20 protein-coding genes are annotated in these 18,291 nt (G+C 71.2%); 9 read left to right on the top strand and 11 right to left on the bottom strand.

Features of this window, described 5'->3' with window-relative positions:
• Positions 1-70 precede the first annotated feature (70 nt).
• The 5 genes from EDD30_RS20995 to EDD30_RS21015 all read right to left on the bottom strand — a co-directional run bounded on the left by EDD30_RS20995 (position 71) and on the right by EDD30_RS21015 (position 6,162).
• Positions 71-2,311, bottom strand: a complete 2,241-nt coding sequence (locus EDD30_RS20995; protein ID WP_071809529.1) for an MMPL family transporter — start codon at positions 2,309-2,311, stop codon at positions 71-73.
• 135 nt (positions 2,312-2,446) lie between these two features.
• Positions 2,447-3,091, bottom strand: a complete 645-nt coding sequence (locus EDD30_RS21000) for a TY-Chap2 family putative peptide chaperone (protein ID WP_071809530.1) — start codon at positions 3,089-3,091, stop codon at positions 2,447-2,449.
• A 56-nt stretch (positions 3,092-3,147) separates the two neighbouring features.
• Positions 3,148-4,728, bottom strand: a complete 1,581-nt coding sequence (locus tag EDD30_RS21005) for a methyl-accepting chemotaxis protein (RefSeq protein ID WP_170208282.1) — start codon at positions 4,726-4,728, stop codon at positions 3,148-3,150.
• A 76-nt stretch (positions 4,729-4,804) separates the two neighbouring features.
• The gene (locus tag EDD30_RS21010; protein WP_071809532.1) at positions 4,805-5,578 is read right to left on the bottom strand and encodes a CPBP family intramembrane glutamic endopeptidase; all 774 of its coding nucleotides are present in this window, start codon (positions 5,576-5,578) and stop codon (positions 4,805-4,807) included.
• Positions 5,575-6,162 (bottom strand): DNA mismatch repair protein MutL, encoded by a 588-nt coding sequence (locus EDD30_RS21015; RefSeq protein ID WP_071809533.1) that lies wholly within the window; start codon positions 6,160-6,162, stop codon positions 5,575-5,577. The genes EDD30_RS21010 and EDD30_RS21015 overlap by 4 nt, the downstream gene beginning before the upstream one ends.
• A gap of 36 nt (positions 6,163-6,198) precedes the next feature.
• Between EDD30_RS21015 and EDD30_RS21020 the strand changes: the two genes are divergently transcribed.
• From EDD30_RS21020 to EDD30_RS21050, 7 genes are all read left to right on the top strand, one after another.
• The gene (locus EDD30_RS21020) at positions 6,199-6,885 is read left to right on the top strand and encodes a response regulator transcription factor (protein WP_071809534.1); all 687 of its coding nucleotides are present in this window, start codon (positions 6,199-6,201) and stop codon (positions 6,883-6,885) included.
• Positions 6,882-8,156 carry a sensor histidine kinase gene (locus EDD30_RS21025; RefSeq protein ID WP_071809535.1) on the top strand — a complete coding sequence of 425 codons (1,275 nt, stop codon included), beginning with the start codon at positions 6,882-6,884 and terminating at the stop codon, positions 8,154-8,156. The genes EDD30_RS21020 and EDD30_RS21025 overlap by 4 nt, the downstream gene beginning before the upstream one ends.
• 89 nt (positions 8,157-8,245) lie before the next feature.
• Positions 8,246-9,058: a lytic polysaccharide monooxygenase gene (locus tag EDD30_RS21030; RefSeq protein ID WP_071809536.1), complete on the top strand. Its 813-nt coding sequence runs from the start codon at positions 8,246-8,248 to the stop codon at positions 9,056-9,058.
• A 35-nt stretch (positions 9,059-9,093) separates the two neighbouring features.
• Positions 9,094-9,636, top strand: coding sequence for a DUF305 domain-containing protein (locus EDD30_RS21035; protein ID WP_071809548.1), 543 nt, complete (start codon positions 9,094-9,096; stop codon positions 9,634-9,636).
• A 77-nt stretch (positions 9,637-9,713) separates the two neighbouring features.
• Positions 9,714-10,706: a methyl-accepting chemotaxis protein gene (locus tag EDD30_RS21040; protein ID WP_071809537.1), complete on the top strand. Its 993-nt coding sequence runs from the start codon at positions 9,714-9,716 to the stop codon at positions 10,704-10,706.
• 141 nt (positions 10,707-10,847) lie between these two features.
• Positions 10,848-12,095 (top strand): MFS transporter, encoded by a 1,248-nt coding sequence (locus EDD30_RS21045; protein ID WP_071809538.1) that lies wholly within the window; start codon positions 10,848-10,850, stop codon positions 12,093-12,095.
• 121 nt (positions 12,096-12,216) lie between these two features.
• On the top strand, positions 12,217-13,050 hold the full coding sequence (locus tag EDD30_RS21050) for a phosphoribosylaminoimidazolesuccinocarboxamide synthase (RefSeq protein ID WP_071809549.1): 834 nt from the start codon (positions 12,217-12,219) through the stop codon (positions 13,048-13,050).
• On the opposite strand, the gene EDD30_RS21055 is transcribed toward EDD30_RS21050, so the two are convergent.
• From EDD30_RS21055 to EDD30_RS21070, 4 genes are read right to left on the bottom strand one after another with little or no spacing between them, the layout of a single operon-like run.
• Complete coding sequence (locus EDD30_RS21055; protein WP_071809539.1) at positions 13,028-13,501, bottom strand: hypothetical protein; 474 nt, start codon at positions 13,499-13,501, stop codon at positions 13,028-13,030. The genes EDD30_RS21050 and EDD30_RS21055 overlap by 23 nt on opposite strands.
• Positions 13,498-14,592 carry an FxsB family cyclophane-forming radical SAM/SPASM peptide maturase gene (locus tag EDD30_RS21060; protein WP_071809540.1) on the bottom strand — a complete coding sequence of 365 codons (1,095 nt, stop codon included), beginning with the start codon at positions 14,590-14,592 and terminating at the stop codon, positions 13,498-13,500. The genes EDD30_RS21055 and EDD30_RS21060 overlap by 4 nt, the downstream gene beginning before the upstream one ends.
• 14 nt (positions 14,593-14,606) lie before the next feature.
• Complete coding sequence (locus EDD30_RS21065; RefSeq protein ID WP_244945345.1) at positions 14,607-14,789, bottom strand: hypothetical protein; 183 nt, start codon at positions 14,787-14,789, stop codon at positions 14,607-14,609.
• 8 nt (positions 14,790-14,797) lie between these two features.
• A complete protein-coding gene (locus EDD30_RS21070; protein ID WP_123678443.1) occupies positions 14,798-15,124 on the bottom strand; it encodes a hypothetical protein in 327 nt (108 codons plus the stop codon).
• Between the two features lie 304 nt (positions 15,125-15,428).
• Between EDD30_RS21070 and EDD30_RS21075 the strand changes: the two genes are divergently transcribed.
• Positions 15,429-16,319 (top strand): helix-turn-helix domain-containing protein, encoded by an 891-nt coding sequence (locus EDD30_RS21075; RefSeq protein WP_071809543.1) that lies wholly within the window; start codon positions 15,429-15,431, stop codon positions 16,317-16,319.
• A gap of 67 nt (positions 16,320-16,386) precedes the next feature.
• Here EDD30_RS21075 and EDD30_RS21080 read toward each other — a convergent pair whose 3' ends face one another.
• The gene (locus EDD30_RS21080) at positions 16,387-16,623 is read right to left on the bottom strand and encodes a DUF397 domain-containing protein (RefSeq protein WP_071809544.1); all 237 of its coding nucleotides are present in this window, start codon (positions 16,621-16,623) and stop codon (positions 16,387-16,389) included.
• 242 nt (positions 16,624-16,865) lie between these two features.
• On the opposite strand from EDD30_RS21080, the gene EDD30_RS21085 reads away from it, so the two are divergent.
• Positions 16,866-17,114 carry a hypothetical protein gene (locus tag EDD30_RS21085; RefSeq protein ID WP_071809545.1) on the top strand — a complete coding sequence of 83 codons (249 nt, stop codon included), beginning with the start codon at positions 16,866-16,868 and terminating at the stop codon, positions 17,112-17,114.
• Positions 17,115-17,461: 347 nt separating this feature from the next.
• Here EDD30_RS21085 and EDD30_RS21090 read toward each other — a convergent pair whose 3' ends face one another.
• Complete coding sequence (locus EDD30_RS21090) at positions 17,462-18,253, bottom strand: SAM-dependent methyltransferase (RefSeq protein WP_071809550.1); 792 nt, start codon at positions 18,251-18,253, stop codon at positions 17,462-17,464.
• Positions 18,254-18,291 lie beyond the last annotated feature (38 nt).

Consider the following 18,291-nt stretch of genomic DNA (forward strand, 5'->3'; position numbering starts at 1 on the left):
CGGCCATATCGGACGGACGAATGGCCGGAACGGCCGGGCCCCTGCGAGGCCCGGCCGTGTCGCTAGCGGATCATTTGGCGCCGATCAGCTCCGGTGTCGGCTCGTCCGTACGGGCCGCGGGCGTACCCGGCGCGGAATGCCGGCCGCGTCCCCGCAGCAGGCGGGGTGCCCACCAGTTCGCCGGACCGAGCAGCGTCATCAGCGACGGCAGCACGACCGCCCGGATGATGGTCGCGTCCAGCAGGATCGCCGCGGCCAGACCCACACCAAGCTGCTTCATGTCGATCGTGGACAGCGTGGCGAAGATCGAGAAGACGGCGACCATCACGATGGCGGCGCTGGTCACCACGCCGGCCGAGCCGGTGATGCCCTCCGCGACCGCCTCGCGGTTCGGCACGCCGCGCAGGACCGCCTCGCGGATCCGGCTCACCACGAAGACGTGGTAGTCCATCGACAGCCCGAACAGCACCACGAACAGGAACAGCGGCAGCCAGGTCACGATGGCGCCCATCGAGGTGAAGCCCAGGATGCCCTCGGCCCAGGTGTTCTGGAAGACCAGGACCAGCAGGCCGTACGCCGCGCCGGCCGAGAGCAGGTTCAGCACGATCGAGGTCAGGGCGACCACCACCGAGCGGAACGTCCACGCCATCACGAGGAAGGTCAGCAGCAGGACGAAGCCGACGACGAGGGGCAGCTTGCGCCACACGTGGGCGGCGTAGTCCTCGCTTTCCGCGACGGCCCCGCCGACCGCGTACGAAGCGTCGCCGCTCAGTGCGCCCAGCGCCGCCGGCGCCAGGTTGTCGCGGAGCCGGTGCAGCGAGTCGACCGCCTCGTCGCTGCGGGAGCTGAACGGCGTGGCCAGCGACAGCACCGTCACGCGCCCGTCCGGCGAGACCTCGATGTCGGGGCCGTCCTGCTCCGGGGCGGCGAACAGCCGGTCGCCCTTGGTGCTCGCCACCAGCCGGGTCAGGGCCTCCTTCACCGCCGCCGCCTGCTCGGCCGGCGCCTGCACGGCGACGATGTGGTTGGTGCCGTTGCTCGGGTACGCCGCCGTCAGCCGGTCGTAGGCCTGCATGGCGGGCGTCGTACGCGGAAGGTCCTCCGTGCCCGGGAACTTGAGCTGCATCCCCACCGCGGGTGCGGCCAGCGCGAGCAGCACGCCGACGCTGACCACCAGGGTCGGCAGCGGGTAGCGCAGGGCGGGACGCAGCACGACCGACCAGAACCGGCTGGGCTTCACCTGGCCGGCGGCGTCGGTACGCCGGGCGGCGAGGCGCCACAGCAGCGGCACCCGCGGCCGGTCCACCCAGCGGCCCAGCTTGGCCAGCAGGGCGGGGAGCACGGTCAGCGAGCCGATCACCGCGACGGCGACGACCAGGATGGAGCCGACGGCGAGCGAGGAGAAGATCGCGTCCTGCGCCAGGAACAGCCCGGCCATGGCGATGACGACCGCCGTGCCGGAGACCACGACCGCATGCCCGGAGGTCTCGGCGGCGATCTCGACGGCGTCGACGTGGCCCCGGCCCTTGGCGCGTTCCTCCCGCTCGCGGCGTACGTAGAAGAGCGAGTAGTCGATGCCGACCGCCATGCCGATCAGCAGGATGACGCTGGAGGTGGAGTCGTTGGCCGGCACGAGATGCGACGCCAGCGTCGACAAGCCGATCGCGGCGGCCACCGACGACAGCGCCAGCAGCACCGGGATGCCGGCGGCGATGAGCGCGCCGAACGCGATGATCAGGATGGCCAGGGTCACCGGCAGGCTGAGCAGCTCGGCCCGCTGGAAGTCCTTGCCGAGCGTGTCGTCGAGCGCCTTGCTGATGGACGGCCCGCCGACCTCCTCGACCCGCAGGCCCGGGAACTGCTCCTGCACCTTCGCCGTGGCCGTGCGCAGCGGCTCCACCCGGTCGGACGCGGTCTCGGGATCGCCGCTCATCGTGACCGGCACCAGCAGCGCGGAGCCGTCGCGTGCGGGAATCGCCTCGCCGACGCTCGCCACGCCGGGCACGGTGCGCAACTGGGTGGCGGCGGCCTTGGCCGCCTCGCCGGCGGCCCGCTGGTCGAGCGCGCCGGAACGCGCGGTGATCAGGACATTGTCGACGGCGGGCTCGTCGGCGAACCGGCCCTCCTCGACGATGACACCGGCCCGTCCGGACTCACCCACGGACATGTCCTTCGCCGTGGCTTCCTGTAGGCCGGCGGCGTTCCCTCCGAAGAAGCACACCGCGACGAAGACCACCCACAGCGCCACCGCGCGCCAGGGATTCTCGGCGCTCCATCGTGCCAGCCGGACTGTGACCGGACGCCTGTTCATTGTCGGTTCCCCCCGCTCGATTTCTGGGTCGAACCTGAACCTAGGCAGTGCGGCGGCTGGGAACATCGGGGTTTGACCCGCGCTCGTCCCGGATACCGCAGACCCTGAGAGATCTAGGGGTTGTCCCGAGCGGGGTTACTGGAGCAGGCCGCCGAACACCGCCGCGACCGTGCGGTGCAAGTGGCGGGCGTGCTGTTGATCGACCTCGGGCAGGTAGTGGCAGCCCCTGCCGACGTACGCGTAGCCGTCGGTGTCCAGGGCGCCGATCGTCTCGCCGGCCCGCCGGACCACGTACAGCAGATGCTCGCGGGCGCGCTCCGCGGCCAGGGGGAACCGGGCGTAGAGGTCGTCCCTGCTGCTCGGGATCAGGGACGGGTCGCGTACCTCCCAGGGCCTGCGGTCGTTGGCCGTGATCCCGGTCAGCGCCGCCACCGTCCGGTACACCAGCGTGCGGGGCGTCGGGTCCGGCGTGCCGTCCGGCGCGGCGAGTCCGGCGGCGGTCTCCGCCTGCTCGACCAGTCCCTCCGGTTGCTCGGTGAACAGTCGGTCCAGCGGCCAGGGGTTCGCCCCGGTGCGCGGGAACCGCAGGGTTCCGGCCCGGTTGATGCTCACGTAAGGCTGTTCGTCGATGGGCACGCAGACGTCGTGCAGGTCCAGGCAGTCGTCCGCATCGCCCCGCGGGTGTGCCTCCCGCAGCATGAGGTCCGGATGGCGTCGGGCCAGCAGGGCGGCGAACCACCACGACTGCGCGTGCACCAACGCGGGCCGGAAGTTGGTCATCGCATGCCCCTCCGGGAGCCCGGCAAATCGCCCTTTCCGGTCAGGCTAGCGGGAGGTCAGCCTTCGCGTACGGTGAACTGGCCCGCGACCTCGCGCAGGTCGGACGCCGTCGCCGTCAACTGCTGCACCGACTGGGCGGCGGTCGTGGTCGCGGCCGCCATCCGCTCGGTGGAGCCCCGGTTCGCGCCCGCGAACGAGCCGACGGCCTCCAGCGCCGAGTGCAGCTCCGCGGTGCCGCCGGCGATGCGCTCGAACGCGCCCCGCGCCTCGGCGTCGACCACGGTGACCGCCTCCGCGCTGGTCTGCTGGATCTCGCCGACCAGTGCCGCGATCGTCTTGGCGGCCTCGCCGCTCTCCTCGGCCAGGTTGCGCACCTCGTTCGCGACGACGGCGAAGCCGGCGCCGTGGGCGCCGGCCCGGGCCGCCTCGATCGAGGCGTTCAGCGCCAGCAGGTTGGTTTGGCCGGCGATGCGGGTGATGGCGTCCACGATGCCGCCGATGCGGGCGGCCTTGTCGTCCAGGTCCCGCATGACCCGGGTGAGGTTGGTGACCGTGTCCACGCCCTCGTCGACGTAGCCGGACGTCTGGTGTGCCGCGCGCTGGGCCGCGCCGAGCAGCTCGACCTGCCGCTCGGCGTTGTTCACCACGTCGGTGGCCGCCGACCGGATGTCGTCGGAGGTGCCGCCCAGTTCGGCCGAGGCCTGGTCCAGGTCGGTGATGGCCCGGTGCACCTGCCGTACGGAGGTGTTCAGGCTGTCGATCATCGCGTTGAAGGCGTTGCCGAGCCGGTCGCCGGCCGACGCCGCCGGGGCCGCCACCGCCAGGTCCCCGGCCGCCATGCGCTGGGAGACCTCCGCCTTGGCGGTCAGGTACGCGACCATGTCGTCGAACGCGGCGGCGACCTTGGCCACCTCGTCGTCGGCCTCGACACGGATCCGCTGGTCGAGCTCGCCCCGGGCGATGCCGCGGGCGGCCACGGCCACCTGCTCCAGCCCGTCCTCGATGCGCCGCGTCATCGTGCGCCGCACGATCAGCGACATGGCAACGGCCGCGGCGAGCAGGAGCGCGAGGGCCGCGAAGGCGATCACCGCCTGCCGGTCGGCGTCCTTGCTGGAGGCGGTGGACTCGGTGGTCTGCTGGTCACGCAGCGCCGCGAGGTTCTCCTTGAGGCCGTCCCAGTGCTCGTCGCCCGCGCCGGCGTCGAAGGTCTCGCGGGCCTCGGCGCGCTTCCCGGCGTCGACGAGCGCCACCTCGCCCTCGGTGACGTTGACGTATGCCGTCCAGTGCTCCTCGAACCTGTCCAGGGCGGCGCGGGTTTCGTCGCTCGTCGACAGGGTGCGGAACTCCGCGATCAGGGCCTTGACGTCGGCGTCTTCCTCGGCCATCCCGTCGATGGTCTCCTTGCGCGTCTCTTCGTCGTCGGAGGGCAGGGCCAGGTACTCCCACTGCTCCTTGCGGTACTTGTTCATCAGGCCGTCGATCTCGCCGGTGATGCGCATCGCGGGCATGCCCGCCTTCGCCAGGTCACCGACCCGGTTGGTCGCCTGGAGCAGGAAGATCGCCGAGACGACGGCCGACACGACGAGCAACACGATGATGACCAGGAAACCGGTACGAAGTGCCCGGGCAATGGTCATCTGGGACAGAACGGTCCGGAAACCCTTGAGCAAGGCCACGACGTACTGATCGACACGTCGCGGAGAGAATTGAGCATCAGAGCCAGTCGAGCCATTCCCTGGGCAACAGCGTGTACCCGACGAACGCCGCGATGTCGAGCAGGCCGTGCGCCACGATCAGCGGCATCACCCGGCCGCGCCGCAGGAAGAACAGCGAGAAGACCACGCCCATCACCGCGTTGCCGACGAACGCCCCGAAGCCCTGGTAGAGGTGGTACGACCCGCGCAGCACCGCGCTGGTCCCGACGATCCACCAGACCCGCCAGCCGAACTCCCGCAGCCGGGTCATGAGGTAGCCGACGACGATGACCTCCTCGAGCACCGCGTTCTGCAGGGCGGCGATGATCAGCACCGGCACGGCCCACCACACCGGCTGCAGCGCCGCCGGCACGATCCGCGCGTTCAGGCCGAGCTGGGCCGCCACGAAGACCAGCAACAGGCCGGGGAGGCCGATGCAGGCGGCCAGCGCCGTACCCCAGCCGAGGTCCCGGCCCGGCCGCCGCAGATCCAGGCCGAGCGTGCGGACCGGCGACAAGCGGTCGCGCTGCAGCAGATACAGCGCCAGCACGACCGGCACCAGGGCGAAGAAGATCCCCAGCAACTGGTACGTCAGATCGAGGTACGGCCGCGGCGACTGCGACGGGTTGAGCGTGGCGGTCTGCTGCGACAGCGGCCTCCCGGCGGTCAGCTTCGCGGCGAGGGACACGACCGCGTACACGGCCGACTGACCCAGCGAGAGCAGCAGGACGAGGCCGACCTCGAAGCGCAGTTCGCGCCGGGCCACGGGAGGCCGATCGACGGTCGCCGTCACGAGCCGATCTCGCTCACCTCGGCGAACGGTGCGTCGTCCTGCCAGACCACGTGCACGATGAAGCTGTGGTTGACCTCGTTGAAGTAGACCGCGAGGTTGTCCGGGGAGTTCTGCACCGTCGCCACCGAGAAGCCGTCGCTGGGCGTCGCCGTCACCAGCTTGACGACCCCGTCGGACGCGCGGATCACGGTCTGGCCGCCCTCGACGCGGAAGGACCGCAGGTAGGTGGGGGCACCGTCGCCGGCGGTGGTGACCGTCCATCCGTCCTTGTTCGTGGTGGTCGTGGCGGTCTCGGGCGGCGGCGGAGGCGTGGTGGTCCGCGTCGGTGCCGGCGGGCTGGTGCGTGACGGGCTGGTGCCGGCGGAGGGCGAGGTGGGCGCGGTGGTCGGCGGTATGAGGGACGCCGGGGGCGAGGGCGGCGAGAACTCCCCCGAGTCGCGGAGCTGATCGACCGAGACCAGCGCGCTCTCGTCCGCCGTCGCCGTGCGCAGCACCGGCAGCATCGCCACGGAAGCGAGCGCCACGCTGGTCAGCGTGGCCGCGCACCAGCCGAGCAGTGGCATCCAGCTTCGGGGCGATCGCACGTGGCCATAGTCTCACCTGCACCTATGGTTGTGCCCATGGCGTTGATCCTGCTGGTCGAGGACGACCGCAACATCACCGCGGCGCTGACCCGGGCGCTGACGGACGCCGGGCACGTCGTGCGCCCGGTGGGTCAGGCCACCGAGGCGCTGAAGATCCTCACCGAGGACCGGCCCGACCTGGTGATCCTCGATCTCGGGCTGCCCGACATCGACGGCACCGACGCACTGCGGATGATGCGGACCGTCTCGGCGGTGCCGGTCATCGTCGCCACCGCCCGGCGCTCCGAGGCCGACATCATCGCCCTGCTGAGCGCCGGGGCCGACGACTACGTGACGAAGCCGTTCTCCAGCGGGCACATCCTGGCGCGCATCGCCGCCGTGCTGCGGCGTACGCAAGCCGCGGTCGACACCGCACCCAGCGTGATCACCGTCGGGGAGCTGGAGATCGATCCGCGGCAGCGGCGGGCCGAGTTGCGTGGGGAGCCGCTGCAGTTGACCCGCCGGGAGTTCGACGTGCTCACCTATCTGGCCGAGCGGGTCGGGCAGGTGGTCAGTCGGCGAGAGCTGCTGACCGAGGTCTGGAACCAGTCGCGGATCGGGGAGGAGCAGACCATCGACGTGCACATCTCCTGGCTGCGGCGCAAGCTCGGGGAGACGGCGGCGGCGCCGCGATTCCTGCACACCGTACGCGGGGTCGGCGTGATGATGGTCGATCCACGGTGAGATGGCAGCTCAACCGCCTGGCGCTCGCCATCACCTCGATGGTGGCCCTGGCCTTCCTGGTGCCGCTGATCTACGCGACCGGGAAGATCGCGCACGACCGGGCGATCGCCGACGCCCGGCAGCAGGCGGCGGCGATGGTGGCCGCCCTGGCCGTCGACGCCGACCCGCAGCTCCTGACCAGCGCGGTCGCCAGCACGGTCGCCGGCAGCGCGGGGCGGCTCGCGGTGCATCTGCCCGGCATCGCGCCCGTCGGCACGAGCCACGTGACCGGCGCCGAGGTCGCGAAGGCCAGTCAGTATCGGCGGCCGGTCACCGCCGACGCGGCAGGCGGGCTGGCATATCTACAACCCAGCGTGCTCAGCGACGGCCGGGCGGTGGTCATCGAGGTCTTCGTCCCGGAAGAGGACATGACCGAAGGCGTGTGGCCGGCGTGGCTGGCCCTCGGCGCGCTCGCCCTCGTGCTGGTCGCGGGCTCCGTGCTCTTCGCCGATCGGCTCGCCGGCCGCCTGGTCCGGGCGACCCGCCAGCTCGCCGGGTCCAGCCGCCGTCTCGGCGCAGGCGACCTGTCCGCCCGGGTCGAGCCGTCCGGGCCGCCCGAGCTGCGCGACGCGGCCACCGCCTTCAACGGGATGGCCGCCGACCTGCGCAGCCTGCTCGACGCCGAGCGCGAGCTCGCCGCCGACCTGTCGCACCGGCTCCGAACGCCGCTGACCGCGCTGCGCCTGGACGCCGAGACCATGCCGCCCGGCCCGGTCGCCGAACGGATGCGGCAGACCTGCGACATGCTCGACGAGGAACTCGAGGCGATCATCGCGGGCGCCCGCCTCGGCGTGGAGGCCCGCGGCAGCGAGCGGTCCGACCTGGTGGAGGTGCTCGCCGACCGGCTGGCGTTCTGGTCGGCGCTGGCCGAGGACCAGTCCCGGCCGTGGGAGGTGATCGGCGGGACCCATCCCGTACCCGTGCCGTTGCCGCGCAGCGAGCTGATCCTCGCGGTGGACTCTCTGCTGGGCAACGTCTTCGCGCACACCCCCGAGGGCACCGCGTTCCGGGTGACGGTGTCGCCGGCGGGTCTGCTCGTCGACGACGCCGGGCCGGGCGTCGCCGACCCGGAGGCCGCCGTGCGGCGAGGGGTGAGCGGCGCCGGCTCCACGGGCCTCGGGCTGGACATCGTGCGGCGGGTCGCCGAGGCCGCGGGCGGCCGGTTGGAGATCTCCCGAGGGCCGCTGGGCGGGGCGCGGATCGGGATGCGCCTGCCCCCGCCACCTTCATAAGCCTTTCTGGCGCCTTTAAGGCTCCGTTATGGAACGCGTCGTTACGGTCCTCGCCGTAATCAGCTCAGACGACACGTGGGGAGCCCGACATGCGTAGGTCCATTGCATATCCGCTGGTGGCACTGGGAGCGGTGGGGTCGACACTGGCCGTCACCTCACCGGCGTTCGCGCACGGATACGTCTCCGAGCCGCCGAGCCGCCAGGCGTTGTGCGCCTCGGGCGCGGTGAAGGACTGCGGGCCGATCCAGTTCGAGCCGCAGAGCGTCGAGGGGCCCAAGGGCCTGCGTTCCTGCGACGGCGGGCTCGCGCAGTTCTCCGTGCTCGCCGACGAGAGCCGCAACTGGCCGGCGAAGGCCGTGGGCAAGACCGCCAGCTTCACCTGGGTGATGACGGCGCGCCACCGCACCAGCAACTGGGAGTATTTCGTCGGTGGCAAGAAGGTCGCCACCGTCGACGGGGGCAACCAGCAGCCGGATGCGGTGGTGACGCACAACGTCGACCTCAGCGCGTTCCCGGGACGGCAGACGGTCCTCGCCGTGTGGAACATCGGCGACACCGGCAACGCCTTCTACAACTGCGTTGACCTGAACGTGGGCGGTGGCTCCTCGGACACGCCGAAGCCCACCCCGACGACGCCGCCGACCGCGCCCGGCACGACCCCGCCCACCGCGCCGGGTACGACCCCGCCGACCACCGCGCCCACGACGGGCGCCCCGGCCACCACCGCACCGACCGACTCGACGCCGGGTGGGGCGAAGGGCGACTGGGCGGCCGGGGTGGCGTACAAGATCGGCGACGAGGTGACGTTCGACGGCAAGAAGTACAAGTGCCGCCAGTCGCACTCCTCGATCCGGAGCTGGGAGCCGTCGGTCTTCACCCTCGCCCTCTGGCTGCCGCTGTGAGGCGCCTCGTCGTACTCCTGTCCGCGGCACTGCTGCTGAGCGCCTGCGGCACCGCGCCGGACGCACCAGTGCAGGTCTCCACCGACGCCAAGGCGGTGGTCAAGGCGGAGGGCAAGCACAACGACACGGACGTCATGTACCTGCAGATGATGGTGGCGCACCACGAGCAGGGGCTCGAGATGGTCCGTCTCGCCGGGAAGACCGCGCAGCGCGACGACATCAAGATCCTCGCCCAGGCGGTCGACGCCACCCAGTCGGACGAGGTCGCGCTGATGAAGTCCTGGCTGGCCGACTGGAAGAAGCCGGCGACGGTCGACCATGCGCCCAGCGCGCACGCCGACCACGGCGGCCTGCCGGCCACCAGCGAGAAGGAGATCGCGGCGCTGCGCAAGGCGAAGGGTGAGGCGTTCGAGAAGGCGTTCCTCAACCTGTTCGTCGCGCACCAGCACAACGCCGTCGAGATGGCGCAGATGGAGCGGACCGACGGCGAGAACGCCGAGGCCAAGGCCTTCGCCGACCGGGTACGCGACAGCCGTACCGACCAGATCAAGCAGATGCTCACCCTGATGAACAACTAGGCGGTGCAAGGCTTCCTCAAGGAGGCGTCCGCGGTGCCGATCAAAGGGACCAGTCGGAGACCTTCGGGGGAGTTGTCATGGTTGTTGGCGTCGTCGCCGCGCTCGTAGGAATTGTCGTCGGATTCGTCGTCGGTCGCCGGCGGCGCCCCGACCCCACGGTCGGGGTGATCGAGCGGGCGGCGGCCGGTGATCTCACCGTACGGGTGGAAGAGAAGGACATGACCCCGTCCGGTGAGCAGCTCAACCGCCTGCTCGACCGGTTCGCCGAGGTCGTCCGCCTCTCGAACGACACCCACACCAAGCTGACCGGGGCGACCGACCAGCTCGGCAAGCTGATGGCCGAGATGGCCTCCGGCGCGCAGGGCTCGGTGCAGGCGTCGGCCGAGGTCCTGCACGCGTCGCGGGAGGTGTCCGAGTACATCGCCACGCTGGCCGCGGGAGCCCAGCAGATGGGCGCGAGCATCCAGGAGATCTCCCGTAGCGCCACCGAGGCGGTGACCGTCGCGAACGACGCGATGGAGGTCTCCTCCGACGCCAGCCGCACGATGACCAAGCTCGGCGACTCGTCCGCGCAGATCGGCGACGTGGTCCGGGTGATCACGGCGATCGCGGAGCAGACCAACCTGCTGGCCCTCAACGCCACCATCGAGTCGGCTCGCGCCGGCGAGATGGGCAAGGGCTTCGCGGTGGTGGCCAGCGAGGTCAAGGACCTCGCCCAGGAGACCGCCAAGGCCACCGACTCGATCACCACCCAGGTCGGCACGATCCAGGCGGACACCTCCGGCGTGGTCGACTCGATCACCCAGATCGGCGAGGTCATCGGCAAGGTCAACGGCTACCAGACCACGATCGCGTCCGCGGTCGAGGAGCAGCACGCGACGGCCGACATGATGACCCGCAGCATCTCGGCGGCGGGCGCCCAGGCGGCCCAGATCGCCGCGACGATGACCCGGGTCAACGAGACCCGCGAGCACGCCAGGTACGCCGTCGACCAGGCCGACGAGGTCACCCGCGAGCTGCGCGCCGCCGGCGGCGAGCTGGCGACCGCGCTGCGGTCGCTCAAGGTGTGAGCGGCAACCGTCCCGGTTGCGGTTGAGGTGTTCCCGTTCGATCCCTCGAAGCAGGTACGAAGCGGTTCCCGATAGGGCGAGTGGCGCCGAGATGCGGCGCCACTTTTCCTATTTTTTGGGGGTGCCGCCACCGTGGCTCCGATGTTCGCACCGCTCCGCGAGCGCAACTACCGCCTCTGGGCCGCCGCCGACCTGGTGTCGGTGGCCGGCACGTGGATGCAGGTGCTGGGGCTCAACTGGCTGGTCCTCTCGGCGACCGGCTCGGCCGCCACCATGGGCGTCGTCGTCATGCTGCAGGCGCTGCCCGTCCTGCTGCTGGGCGGCTGGGGCGGCGCCCTCGCCGACCGCCTCCCGGCCCGGCCGGCTCTGATCGTGTTCCAGGCCGTACGCGCGCTGCTGGCCCTGGCCCTGGTGGTCGAGCCCGGCCAGCTCTGGCCCATCTACGCGGTGGCCCTCGCCTCCGGCGTCATCAGCTCGGTCGAGGGCCCGTGCCTGGGTCGCTTCGGCTCGGCCCTGGTCCCGCCCTCGGCGCTGGGCTCGGCGCTGGCGCTGGGCTCGGTGCTCAGCTCGGCGGGCCGCATCCTGGGCATGTCGCTCGGCGGCATCCTGGTCGGCGTCACCGGCGCGTCCTCGCTCTTCGCGATCAACGCGGTCACCTACCTGGTGGTCATCGTGGCGCTCGCCGTCATGCGTACGGGATCGATGCGCGTCCTGGCCGCCTCGCCCCCGGGAGAGGGCGGTGTCCGCGCGGGCCTGCGCTACCTGGCCGGCCAGCCGGTCGTCCTGGTGATCCTGGCGCTGTCCTTCGTCCTCGGCTCCCTGGGCCGCAACTACCAGGTCACCATGGCCGCGATGGTGGCGGGCCCGCTGCACGGCGGCTCGGCGTCCTACGGCCTGCTGTCGACGGTCTTCGCGGTGGGCGCGGTGGCCGGCGGCCTGCTGCTCGCCGGCAGTGGCCGCTCCACGCTGCGCATCCTGCTCGCCTCCGGCCTGACGATCAGCCTGCTCCAGCTGTGCGCGGGCCTGGCCCCCAACATGCTCGGCTTCGCGGCCCTGATCCTCCCGATCGCGGCCGGCGCGGTCATCTTCGACACGGTGATCTCGACCCGCGTCCAGCTCGACACCCGCGAGGACATGCGCGGCCGCATGCTGGCCACCCTCGGCGTGGTCTCCTCCCTCTCGGGCATCGTCGGCGCGCCGATGATCGGCTGGCTCTGCGACGCGCTGGGCGCCCGGGGCGCGCTGGTGCTGGCCGGCGTGGTCACCTCGGTGGCGGCCGTCGGGGGCGGTTATGCACTCGCGCGGCTGAAGGGACGGTCGTTGTCGGTGCGTACTTTCGTTGCCGCCCTGCCGGTCGTCGGCCGCCGCACGGCCGACCAGCTCGCCTGACAAGCTCGTCCCACTCGCAGCAGCCCGTCCAGCCGGCTGGCTCCTGCGGGCCGGCCGGGAGCGGGCGCGGGGACGTCGGCTACCGTGGGCGCGTTCGGTGGACTCGGTGCTGGGGGAACACGTGGAGCTGTTGCACTCGGGCAAGGTCAGGGATGTCTACGCCGACGGGGACGACATCCTGCTCGTCGCTTCGGACCGCGTCTCCATCTATGACGTGGTGCTGCCCACCGCTATCCCCGACAAAGGCAAGATCCTCACGCAGTTGTCGCTGTGGTGGTTCGAGCAGCTCGCGGACATCGTGCCGAACCACATCGTCTCGGCGACCGACGTGCCTGCCGAGTGGGCCGGGCGCGCGGTGCGGTGTGAGCGCCTGGAGATGGTCATGGTCGAGTGCATCGCTCGTGGTTATCTGGCCGGGTCCGGGCTCAAGGACTATGGCAGGGATGGCGCCGTCTCGGGGGTGGCGCTTCCGCCCGGGCTGGTCGAGGCGTCGCGGCTGCCGGAGCCGATCTTCACCCCGAGCACGAAGGTCGCGCCCGGTGCGGGTCACGACGAGCCCATGACCTACGAGGACGTGGAGCGGGCCGTCGGTGCCGACGTCGCCGCCGAGCTGCGCCGGATCACTCTGGAGGTGTACCGGCGGGGGTCGGAGATCGCGGCGCGGAACGGGATTCTCATCGCCGACACCAAGATCGAGCTTGGGTTCTCGGGTGGCGTGCTGAAGCTTGGCGACGAGCTGTTGACGCCCGACTCGTCGCGGTTCTGGGCGGCCGACGAGTGGCAGCCCGGCGGCACCCCGCGCTACCTCGACAAGCAGTTCCTGCGGGACTGGTCCGCGAAGTCCGACTGGGATCGGACGGCGCCCGGACCGGAGATTCCCGAGGACGTCGTCGAGGCGACCCGCAACCGCTACGTCGAGGTCTACGAGCGCCTCACCGGCGACCGCTGGCGCTGACGTCGTCGAGGTCCCGCAGGTGGCGGACCCACAACCGGTCCAGCGCGGCGTCGGAGGGCGGCCGCACCCGCTGCCCCGAGGCGAAGATGTGGTTCCAGTTGTGCCGCGGCACCTCGTGAAGCAGATCGTCGAGAGGCAGGCGATCGGCGACCGGCAGGACGCGATCCCAGGACACCTCGAGGTAGTAGGTGGCGCGCCGCGGGTCGCCGGCCCAGTGCGGGCCGGCAACGATGATGCCGTCGGTGAGGCGGCCGCTGGCGACGATGCCCCGGTCGGTCCGCTGGCGCAGCAGGTAGACGCGGTCGCCGGGTTCCGTACCCGATCTGCGGGAGCCGGAACTCCAGCGGCCGCGGACCGTCTCGCCCGCGGCCGTGGCCGCTATGTCGGCCCGGTGGTTGGCCGGCGGATAGCCGGTGTCGCTCGCGTCCCAGATCAGCACGAACGTGGTCACGTCCGGATACCCCTGAGGTCCGCGGCCACCCGGGCACCGACGTGGTCGATGAGCCGGCGCAGTTCCGCGCAGTAGACCGACGGGTTGCGGAAGCCGCCGCCCGGGTGCCAGCGGTGGGCGTAGTGTCCGCCGCCGCAGATGTCGTGGACCGGGCACGCCAGGCACGACTCCGCCAGCGCGGCACGTCCCGACTGGCGGGCGACGATGCCCGGGTGGCGCGCCGCGGCGTCGAAGTCGTGGTCGAAGACGGTGAGGCCGGTGGCCCCCGCGCCCGGGTACGTCGATTTCAGCGAGTCACCCTGCTCGATCGTGCCGTCTGACTCGATCACCACGACCGCCACCGGGCTCAAGCCGACCTGGTCGGATCGGCTCGTGCCGCCGAGGACGAGGTTGATCAACTCCTCGAACAGGCGGATGCCGGTCTCCCGGCGCGGGGCGCCGTACCAGCGGTCGAAGACGGCGATCAGCCACTCCGCGTACCCGGGGCCGGGCGGATTCGCCCAGTTGGCGTGCGGCAGCAGCAGGTCGATCGCGGGCGGCCGATAGGTCATCAGGGACTCGTAGACGGCCACCGGGTCGGTCGCGGGATCGATCGTGCACAGGATTCCCGCGTACGCCGGGTGCCCGGCGAGCAGCCGCAGCGCCCGGGCGGCGAGGAGGTGGCTGCCCCGGCCGTCGCGGTGCCGGCGGTGCCGGTCGTGGTGCTCGGGCGGGCCGTCGAGGCTGACGCCGATGCGCACCCCGTGCGCCGCGAGCGCCGCCAGCATCGGCGCGTCGAGCAGGGCGCCGTTGGTCTGCGTACTGAATCGGGCGCCCGGAACCGCCGCCCGGACGTCGGTGATCAGAGCGATCAGTGCGGACCGTCCGGCCAGCAGCGGCTCGCCGCCGTGCAGGACGATGTCGACACGCGTCAGATCGTGGATGCGCGCGTGTTCTCCGATGCGGCGAGCGGCTGCCTGCCACACGGTCCGGTCCATCGCGGCGGGGCGGTCACGCCAGCTCTGGTCGGCGAGCTCGTAGACATAGCAGTAGTCGCAGGCGAGATTGCACCGCTGGTGGACCTTCAGAACGAACTCGCGGAAGGCCTGCACGCGTCAAGTCTGCCCTAGCTTTTGTCGAGGGTGAGCTCGGGTTGCCGATGGCGGGGCCAGGCCGCCTTGCTGCCGCAGGCATCGCAGGTGAGCTGCTCGCCGCAGTGTGGACACCAGTCGTTGGTTCGTCGCAGATACCAGCCCAGTGCCACACCGGCGAGCAGGCTGGCGAGCCCCACGAGCGCGGAGAGTGTCATCGCCCCGGTCATCGGAGCGGGCCGATCGGTGTGATCGCGCCGTCTCTGCCGGGGCGGGGGCGGCGGTACGCGAGAGCATTTTCCTGGCGGTTGTCCAGGGCGGGGTCCTCGTCGGCACGGGAGGTCACGTAGGAGGCGGTGAAGGTGTCCACCCCGGTCCCGAAGTGGGTGCCCGGCCGATAGGTGACGGTGACCGCCTGCGGCGACGCGGCCTCGATCACTCCTGCCCGCCAGCCGTCTCGATACACCCAGACCGGATCGGCCTTGTGGTAGCTGTCGGCAGGGGCCACGTCCGCCGGGTCGCGGAGCGGTGGCGCGATGGTCGGAGTCGACATCGAGAGCCTCCTGGGTCCCGGGAATGACTCGGTCGTCGGGGCGTCCATCGGCGTCGGCCCCGCCCTGACAGTCGAAAAGGACATACTTTTCAACACGCTGTGTCAGGGGCAGAGCAACCGCCTGTCAGATATCATGCTCGGGATCAAGTGCGTCCGCAAGGCCGAATGCACGTGCATCCGCATCGTGCGTACCGGCCCGCGGGGCCGAGCGTGCAGTTTTCGGCGCGGCGACCTCGCCCGTAGGATGCGGAAGGCAATGAATCTGCAAGTTGCAGTTTTCGGAAGAAGTCGGGATAGGAGTCACGTGAGCACGGGTTCGCAGGAGGAGGCGCCGAACAGCGGCCCCACCGTGCTGCGCATCCTGCTCGGCGCGCAGCTCCGCCGGCTCCGTGAGACCAAGGGCATCACCCGCGAGGACGCCGGCTACGAGATCCGCGCCTCCGGCTCGAAGATCAGCCGCATGGAGCTCGGCCGGGTCAGCTTCAAGGAGCGCGACGTCGCCGACCTGCTCACCCTGTACGGCGTGGACGACCCGGCCGAGCGCGAGGCGCTGCTCGGGCTGGCCCGGCAGGCGAACAACCCCGGCTGGTGGCACCACTATGGGGACATCATGCCGTCGTGGTTCCAGTCGTACCTGGGCCTCGAGGCGGCCGCGACGCTGATTCGCACGTACGAGATCCAGTTCGTCCCCGGTCTGCTTCAGACGCCGGAGTACGCGCGGGCCGTGATCATGCTCGGCCACGCGGGCGCCACGACCGACGAGATCGACCGCCGGGTGGAGCTACGCCGCCAGCGCCAGCAGGTGCTCGACCGCATCGACCCGCCGCAGCTCTGGGCGGTCATCGACGAGGCGGTGCTGCGCCGGCCGATCGGCGGCGTGGACGTCATGCGCGGCCAGATCGAGGCGCTCATCGAGGCGTCGAGGCGGCCCAACGTACGGCTGCAGATCATCCCGTTCCACGCGGGTGGCCACGCCGCGGCGGGCGGACCCTTCGCGATCCTGCGCTTCCCGGAGCCGGAACTGCCCGACGTGGTCTTCGTCGAGCAGCTCACCAGCGCGATCTACCTGGATAAGCGGGACGACGTCGACCACTACGCGATCGCCATGGAGCGCGTGTGCATCGACGCCGAGCCGCCGAACCACACCCCGGACATTCTCGGCAAGCTGTTGCACGAGGTCGGCCGGCTCGGCTGAGTCCGGAGCGGGTCCTTTACTGCGTGTAGTTAGTTCTCCCGGGTGTCACCCGGAACGCGGAAACGATTCACCCGAGCAGGTGGTCGAAGTCCCCGTCGCGGACGCCGCCGAGGAACGCCTCGATCTCCGCGGGCGTGTAGATGAGGGCGGGACCCTCCGGGTCGCGGGAGTTGCGCATCGCGATGCTGCCGTCCGGCAGCGTGGCGCACTCCACGCAGTTGCCGCTGGGGTTGCTGCGGCCGCTCTTCCGCCAGGTCACACCCTGAAGCTGCCCGGCGGGCATACCGTTGAAAACGTGCGTCATTGTTCTGCTCCCTAACGGTGAGACCGGTACGGGACCGGCGGTGTGTCACGCCGGCTACCTGCTGTGCAAATGCACGTGCATTCGGCCTTGCGTTCTCACGTGATTGTGAGCATGATAACGCACGTACCCACTGCACGTCGGGTTACGGAGGGTGACACCTGATGGGGTCAGTCGCGGAAATGCCGCTGCGGCCCACGGCGCAAGGCTCTCTGGCGGGAGCGTCCGAGCGGGAGGAAAATCCCATGTCGGTACCGAACATCGGCCCCGAGCCCTTCGACCCCATCGATCCCGACGGCGTGGACGTCCCGCGGCGCGGCAATCCGGCCCTCGTCTATCGCGATGAACGACCCCCGGACTGCATGGCGGCCGCGTCGACGCGAGCCACGATGGTGAGCCACCGGTTCGGCGGGGTCCGCTACGCGTTGATCCGCAGGGACGGGATCCCGCCGTCCGGCCCCGACCAGGGGGAGGATTCTCACGGGAGTCATTGAGCCCGCCCGCGGCGGATCGACGCATTGACAACGTCATAGAGAAGGGCGGGGCAGCAGTGCGTCGCTCGTCGCGCGCTCCGATGCGGGGCGCGCTGCCCGGATCCCGGCCGGGCGGTCCGGTCCCCCCGTGCTGGATCGCTCGGTCGGCCGGATGAGGTCCCGCACGGGGCCTTGTCGCCACCCCGGTCCGAACCGACAAGAGCCGCACCGGGGACCGGCCCGGCGGGGCACATCCCGCCTCCGCCCGGGGCGGCAGGGCGCACCCCGGATCGGTCCGGACCGGTGGGAACCGCGGCGACGGGCTGGTCGGGGGACGACCGGCCGCCGAGGTCATGCTCGCGGGATCGTCAGGGCTTGCGGGCCACACCCGCCCAGTAGTAGGCCGCCTCCGGGTTGTCCACCGGCGTGTCGGGCCGCCATCCCGAAACCGGCACCAGGCCCGGCTCCAGCAGCTCCCAGTCGCCGAAGAAGCGGACGACCTGCTCCTTCGAGCGGGGCACGAGCGTCATGCCCGCGCCCGTCGCCGCCGCCACCGCCTGGTCGACCTCGGCCGGGTTGAAGTCGGCCGTCGGGTGGGTGAGCGCCAGGACGCTGCCCGACGGCATGGCGTCGCGGAGCTGGGCCACCAGGTCCCACGGGGCATCCTCGTCCGCCAGCAGCATCAGGATGGCGATCAGGGTGAGGCCGACCGGACGGGTCAGGTCGAGGGTCTCCTGCAGAACCGGTTCCGAGAGGATGTCCTGCGGATGGCGGATGTCCGCCGAGATGTACTCCGAGCGGCCCTCTTCGCTGCTGATCATCAGGGCGCGGGCGTGGACCAGCACGATCGGATCATTGTCCACGTAGACCACCCGGGTCTCCGGGGCGATCTGCTGGGCGATCTCGTGCAGGTTGGGCCGGGTCGGAATGCCGGTGCCGATGTCGAGGAACTGGCGGATGCCTTCCTTGGCGACCAGGTCGCGGGCCGCGCGGTGGACGAACTTGCGGTTCTCGCCGGCCATGTAGCGCATGCCGGGGATGGCCTTCATCATCGCCTCGCCGACCGCCCGGTCGACCGCGAAGTTGTCCTTGCCGCCCAGCCAGTAGTCGTAGATGCGGGCCGAGTGCGGCACGTTGGGGTTGACCCCCGGCGGCGCCACCTCGGCCGCTGTCGATGCCTCGCTGCCCTGCGTCACGT

Source organism: Couchioplanes caeruleus (assembly GCF_003751945.1).
GTDB lineage: Bacteria > Actinomycetota > Actinomycetes > Mycobacteriales > Micromonosporaceae > Actinoplanes > Actinoplanes caeruleus.

Bases quoted from the DNA above. Each gene is read 5' to 3' on its own strand.
- EDD30_RS20995 (WP_071809529.1), bottom strand. From the start codon at position 2,311: ATGAACAGGCGTCCGGTCACAGTCCGGCTGGCACGATGGAGCGCCGAG.
- EDD30_RS21000 (WP_071809530.1), bottom strand. From the start codon at position 3,091: ATGACCAACTTCCGGCCCGCGTTGGTGCACGCGCAGTCGTGGTGGTTC.
- EDD30_RS21005 (WP_170208282.1), bottom strand. From the start codon at position 4,728: ATGACCATTGCCCGGGCACTTCGTACCGGTTTCCTGGTCATCATCGTG.
- EDD30_RS21020 (WP_071809534.1), top strand. From the start codon at position 6,199: ATGGCGTTGATCCTGCTGGTCGAGGACGACCGCAACATCACCGCGGCG.
- EDD30_RS21030 (WP_071809536.1), top strand. From the start codon at position 8,246: ATGCGTAGGTCCATTGCATATCCGCTGGTGGCACTGGGAGCGGTGGGG.
- EDD30_RS21040 (WP_071809537.1), top strand. From the start codon at position 9,714: ATGGTTGTTGGCGTCGTCGCCGCGCTCGTAGGAATTGTCGTCGGATTC.
- EDD30_RS21045 (WP_071809538.1), top strand. From the start codon at position 10,848: ATGTTCGCACCGCTCCGCGAGCGCAACTACCGCCTCTGGGCCGCCGCC.
- EDD30_RS21065 (WP_244945345.1), bottom strand. From the start codon at position 14,789: ATGACACTCTCCGCGCTCGTGGGGCTCGCCAGCCTGCTCGCCGGTGTG.
- EDD30_RS21070 (WP_123678443.1), bottom strand. From the start codon at position 15,124: ATGTCGACTCCGACCATCGCGCCACCGCTCCGCGACCCGGCGGACGTG.
- EDD30_RS21080 (WP_071809544.1), bottom strand. From the start codon at position 16,623: ATGACGCACGTTTTCAACGGTATGCCCGCCGGGCAGCTTCAGGGTGTG.
- EDD30_RS21085 (WP_071809545.1), top strand. From the start codon at position 16,866: ATGTCGGTACCGAACATCGGCCCCGAGCCCTTCGACCCCATCGATCCC.